Source organism: Bartonella sp. AA56HLJMS (genome assembly GCF_042197145.1).
Classification (GTDB): domain Bacteria; phylum Pseudomonadota; class Alphaproteobacteria; order Rhizobiales; family Rhizobiaceae; genus Bartonella.
In genome coordinates, this window is the sequence record NZ_JBHIRL010000038.1 from 1 (window position 1) to 5,578 (window position 5,578).

General features: G+C 44.6%; 5 protein-coding genes and 1 pseudogene. All 6 read right to left on the reverse strand.

Annotated features, from left to right (window positions below; genetic code table 11):
* A pseudogene (locus tag ACFINI_RS09235) lies at positions 1 to 105 on the reverse strand (DNA adenine methylase); the annotation flags it as partial.
* A gap of 24 nt (positions 106 to 129) precedes the next feature.
* A complete protein-coding gene (locus ACFINI_RS09240; RefSeq protein ID WP_375647973.1) occupies positions 130 to 360 on the reverse strand; it encodes a hypothetical protein in 231 nt (76 codons plus the stop codon).
* Positions 361 to 476: 116 nt separating this feature from the next.
* Complete coding sequence (locus tag ACFINI_RS09245; RefSeq protein ID WP_375611041.1) at positions 477 to 704, reverse strand: hypothetical protein; 228 nt, start codon at positions 702 to 704, stop codon at positions 477 to 479.
* Complete coding sequence (locus ACFINI_RS09250; protein ID WP_375612676.1) at positions 701 to 1,363, reverse strand: lysozyme; 663 nt, start codon at positions 1,361 to 1,363, stop codon at positions 701 to 703. The genes ACFINI_RS09245 and ACFINI_RS09250 overlap by 4 nt, the downstream gene beginning before the upstream one ends.
* 63 nt (positions 1,364 to 1,426) lie before the next feature.
* Positions 1,427 to 1,756, reverse strand: coding sequence for a hypothetical protein (locus ACFINI_RS09255; protein ID WP_375635140.1), 330 nt, complete (start codon positions 1,754 to 1,756; stop codon positions 1,427 to 1,429).
* Between the two features lie 9 nt (positions 1,757 to 1,765).
* A partial coding sequence (locus ACFINI_RS09260; RefSeq protein WP_375647974.1) for a hypothetical protein occupies positions 1,766 to 5,578 on the reverse strand: 3,813 nt, incomplete at its 5' end.

Below are 5,578 nucleotides of genomic sequence, written 5' to 3' on the forward strand. Positions count from 1 at the left end.
GGTTTCGTGGTCAATATTATTTAAAATCGGTATAATTTTCTTACGCAGATAGTGTTTACCACCCATCCACGCAAACAATGTTTGTGTAAATTCTTGTTTCATCATATTTTTAAAGGAGAGATTTGATATCTAACTTTTTGTTATCCATCTTTTAAGATGTGAGAAGCTATTCTCTATGGCGTCCACGCAACGGGAAAAATCTATTACAAACATAAAGACAATAAAGGCTATCAATTTCATGATGCGTGACATCATCTTTAAGCCTTGATAGGTCTCTATCATCTCGTGAAGGAGCTGTTGTTCTGTTTCTGTAAGATCTTTATCTTTGCTGCTTCGTTTCTTGACCATCTTTCCAACCACATAAATGGGCTCCCTGCTTGTTATGCTTCAAAATATCTCTTGCAAGGTTGGAACTGATGACCTCAACATCCTGATTATCCAAATAAATGGGCAACCAGCCACCACAAGAAACAGACCTATTTGCCGCGCACCCAACGAGAAAGTTCAGAGCGCACACCAGCATCACTTTTTCGATTAACTTCATTTTCTACCTCAAGACGGGTTGTTGCTGTCTTTAAAGCATTCTCTGTTTGCTTTTGCCGTTCGCTTTGCTTGCCAAGCTGAAAAGCCTTGGCTAAAGCCATAAAAAAAACGGCTAAAGCCGCTGTAAACATAAGAGAATATTTCTTTAGCCAAAAAATCATAAGCGTTGCTCCCCAAACCGCTTGGCGACAATCACTATGCCCGTTACAGCCGCTAAAACCATGATACCTGCTAAAGCCCATTGCACCGGACCATTGCCAACCAACAAGCCTCCAAACCCCGAACAAGACCCTATAATCGGGGCAAGTGCTTCTATCTTTAAAAGACCGCTTGCTGTTTTCGTTTCTACCCTTTGATAATTCGAAGAAACATAAGCCCCTTTTACCCATAATCCCGCTTCTGCTGCTCGACGGTTGGCTAAACCCGCAAGAGGCTTCCCACCGACCTTATTCCATTTCTGTAATTCTAAGGGTACGGCTTCATAATCCCCTTGATTAAGCTTCTTCAACAAGGTTGACTTGCGAAAAGCAGCTGTTCCTACATTATAGCAAAATGAGACCAATGCCGCGAATTGGCAATCCGTTAACGAAACCGTCACCGATTCCTCTACCGTCTGCTCAAATTGCTTTAAGTCTTCACAAAGGATTTCTTCTGCTTGCTTTTGGCTAATACACATGCCTTTTTTGACAAGGGGGTGACCCGCATTGCTGGTGTGACCATAACCAATCGTCCAGACACATGCCGTGTCTCTATATGCCTCTAAACGCAAACCTTCCCATTGTTTGATAAGCTCTAATCCTTCTTTCGATATCTTTCTCATCTGACGCTCCATAAAAAAAGCCCCACAAAAGTGAGGCGGCATAAAAATGTTTTCTTATGATCTCTATTGGCTATGCTCTTTGATCAGCTGCTCGACTTCTTCAACACGAAAGCCAAGTTGAAAGAGCGGCGCATAGTCGCTTTCCTGTAATTCATACTGACAACGCTTTTCTACAAAATCACCATTTGAATCAAACGGCATGGTTGTTGTTAGACAAACCTTATGCGTGTCATCTTCAATCCCCTCTTCTCCCTCTCCAAGCTCTTTAACAAAAACCCAATAAAAACGTGTTGCTAAAAGATTCCCTAGCCTTCTTACTGTTTCAACTTTGTCAAAAGAAAGCATGTTCAGATAATCTTCTTTGCTATTTAAATGTTCTGGATATTCTATCATCTCTCCCTCCTAAACAAAATGACGCGTATGGCTACATCCACGCGCCGCAACTTGTTCATTTCCACCATTGACGATCATGGTGGCTCGAGTAAAACGCCCATTATCCGTTGTATTACTCCAGCTACCACCCCCTAAAAATGCTCTCATTTCAAACGTATTTTGCGTACGGCTTATGGGTATAGGAAACGTGCCCGATAAAAATTGCCAAACATAACCGCAACCATCCTCACAACCGATATGCGAGATCATTCGACGATTCGCCGTATCCTTATATCCACCTGAAACCTTAGAGGTTGGTTCTTTCTTGCCAACAATATGTGTCTTTTCATTGCTTCCATACATAGCAGAAGCAAACGCTTCATCACTCAGTAAAGATTTTTTAACACGCGCCATATCTGTTACATGTTCGGTATAATTACGGTTTGTTGTTATATTGGTACGATACATTGATTTCGTATTTTCACCCGTCCCTGATTGAAGATAAATATCAACCCAAAGATCTGTAGAGGGGTCATAAACCATACCTTCTGGTGAACTATGCGGACGGTAATTGAGACACCAAACTGAATTGGGTAAAATATCCCCTGCTCTATAACCAGACAATGGATGACCGGAAATCGTACCAACATCCGCACAAAGCGTATGAAACCCTCCTATCTTTCGCGAATTACTCACTGTGTAATTCCTTGGATACGTAGAGTTTTCTGATAAAACAAATTTATGAGACTGTCTTCCATCAGAAACCAAATAAACATAATAATCCTTCCCCGCCGAAATAGAAGAAACGTTTATTATTGTATCTTCCGTATAACTTGCAACCAAAGTATCATTGCCTAATGCCAAGGTTATACGCGTTCCTTTCTTCAAGGTGAGTTGTTTTTTCCCTGTTGCAATAAGAAACGGCGTGGAAATTGAAAGAACCGTTAAATTGGACTGTTTCAGTAAATTGTTTACCTCTTCCGCTAGCGCTTTTGCCTGTGAAGCTACTGTATGAGCTGTTGTCGCTGTTTCCAGAGAACTCTTGATACCACTAAGCTCTTTCTTCATTGTATCGGCGGTTGTTTTGGCTTCTTCTGCTGTCCTTTTCGCTCTATCGGCTACTTCCTTGGCTTTTTCGGCTTCGCTCTTGGCTTGATAGGCTTGTGAATCTGCCGACTCGGCTTTTTTCTTGGCTTCTTCTGAGTACATCCGCGCTAAACTTACGGGGGCTTTAAAATTCTCAACCACTTGGTTGATATCGATAACCCTACTCCTCGCAGACGAGGCTATTTTCTCTGCATTTTCTGCCTGATTGCGCGCTTGCGTCGCATCATGTCTTGCATAACCAGCAGACTCCTTGGCTTCCTTGGCTATTTTTTGTGCCTCTTCCGCTTCTTCTTCCAAAGACGCTGCTTTTTTACCCGCTGTTTCGGCTGCCCTCTGCGCTTGTTCTGCTATATATTTTGCATTACTCGCTATTTCCTTGGCTTTTTCTACTTCATTCTTGGCTTCATACGCTCGGTCATCGGCTTTCTCTGCTATTTTCTTGGCTTCTTCACCTGCCATTTCTGCTAATCTTGCTATAGTCTTAGCGTTATTGGCTGCTTCATTCGCGTCGTAAGCTTTACTCCACGCTTCATTCGCTGTGCTTTTTACTTTTTCCACCTCACTACGCGCTTGCTCCGCATCATGGTTAGCATAACCTGCTGTCTGTTTGGCTTCTTTTGCTATTTTTTGTGCTTCTTCTGCGGCTGCTTCTAAAGACGCGGCTTTTTTACCCGCTGTTTCAGCTGCCTTTTGCGCCTCTCCTGCTGCATATTTTGCACTATTAGCTATTTCCTTGGCTTTCTCTACTTCACCCTTAGCTTCATACGCGTAGTCATTGGCTTTCTCCGCTATTTTCTTGGCTTCTTCACCTGCTGTTTCCGCTAATCTTGCTATAACCTTGGCGTCCTTCGCTGTTTCATTCGCGCTGTGGGAATTACTCCACGCTTCATGAGCTTTGTTGTCTGCTGCTTCGGCTTTTTTCTTGGCTTCGTCTGAATACATCCGCGCTAAACTTGCTATAGTCTTAGCGTCACCTGCTACTTCCTGCGCTTTATTGGCATTACTCCATCCTTCATGAGCTGTACTTTTTGCCTTTTCTACCTCACTGCGCGCTTGTGCCGCCTCATGGTTAGCATAACCAGCTGTCTGTTTGGCTTCTTTCGCTATCTTTTCAGCTTCACCCGCTACTGTCTCTACCTGTGATGCCTTCTTTTGTGCACCATCAGCTACCTTCTTTGCCTCGTCCGCTGTCGACTTCGCACTATTGGCTAATTGTTTTAGACCATCCAAAGCACCTTTCGTTTCTTCTGCTACCTTCTCTGCTGCTTCCGCTTTACTCTTTGCTGCTGTAGCTATACCCTTCAACGCCTCCACACTCGCTTCACCTGCCGTTTCTCCTGAACGCACCGATGCTTCTGCTGCTACCTTCGCTTCGTTGGCTATTCGTGTTGCTTCTGTTGCACTCTGTTGCGCTTGCTCGGCTTTCGTCTGTGCACTATCCAACGCACTTTTGGCTTCTAAGGCTGTCGCTTTGGCGCTCCTTGCTTCTTCTTTTGCTTCTTCTGATAAGCTTTTTGCACTAGAGGCGGTTTGACTTGCTTGTTCACTCGTGGATTTCGCCTCAGTCGCAACAGTCTCTAAATTTTCTGCTTTAGATTTCGCATCGCTAGCCTCTTTTACAGCTTGCTCTACTTTCCCTGTCGCCTTATCAACGGCGCTTTTCGCTTCCTCCGCCAAACCCTTCGCCTCAGATGCCGTACTCTTAGCTTCTCTTGCTTCTGTTAATGCTGTAGTCGCTGTAGATTTTGCTTCATTCGCAACTGCCTCTACACTTTCGGCTTTAGCCTTTGCTGTTTCTGCTGTCTCCTGTGATGCTGCTGCCAACCGTTTTGCTTCTTCTGATAATGTTTTAGCTGCCTCAGCAATCCCTTTCGCATCATTGGCTATACTAGATGCCCCGCCCGCTGTTGTTTTCGCAGAAGTCGCTTCTCTTAATGCCTGTTCTGATGCCTTTTGCGCCTCTGTAGATGCCGTATTCGCTTTTTCCGCTAAACCTTTCGCCTCTTCTGACGTGCTTACAGCTGCCTCTGATTGTGATTTGGCTTCTCTTGAAGCTGTTAATGCTGTCTCTACTCCCGCTTGTACTTGTGAGGCTGTTTTTGTGAGTTCTCTAACAGAAGATGTCGCACCTTCTGATAACTCTTTTGATTGTTCTGCAATATCCTTGGCATCATCGGCTGCCTGTTTGGCTCCATCTGCCTTTAGACTTGCTTGCATGGCTACAGTCTTAACTTCATGACACGTTGCTACCGCCGTCGCTGCTACTTGCGTCGTCTCTGTTGCTGTTTGTGAAGCTTCTCTTGCTGTTTGTTCTGCACGCGTTGCAATGGTCTTCGATTCATCGGCTAACCTCTTGGCTTCGGTCGATAAATTAACAGCATTCTCACTGCTCTGTTTGACCTCTTCAAAACGTTGTAATGCCGTAGAAAGGGAACCTTTCGTACTATTGATTTCCCCTGAGGCTCTATCGACTGCTGCTTTTGTCTCTTCTGCCATGCGCTTCGCTGCATCAGAAGTATTCTTGGCTTCTTCTGCTAAGCCATTGGCTGTATCCGCTGTCTCTTTCGCAAGGCTAGCCGTTGTCGTCGCTGCTTTAGCTTCTTCCTTCGCTTCATGAGACGTCGTAAGCGCTGTTGTCGCTGTTTGAACTGTTTTCGTCACTTCGCTAAGCGCTTGTTCCGAAACCCTCTTCGATTCTTCTGCAACCTGTTGCGCGCCATTCGCACGCGACATGGC

Coding starts and splice junctions, on each gene's coding strand:
- ACFINI_RS09255 (WP_375635140.1), bottom strand. CDS start 1,756: ATGATAGAATATCCAGAACATTTAAATAGCAAAGAAGATTATCTGAAC.
- ACFINI_RS09245 (WP_375611041.1), bottom strand. CDS start 704: ATGATTTTTTGGCTAAAGAAATATTCTCTTATGTTTACAGCGGCTTTA.
- ACFINI_RS09250 (WP_375612676.1), bottom strand. CDS start 1,363: ATGAGAAAGATATCGAAAGAAGGATTAGAGCTTATCAAACAATGGGAA.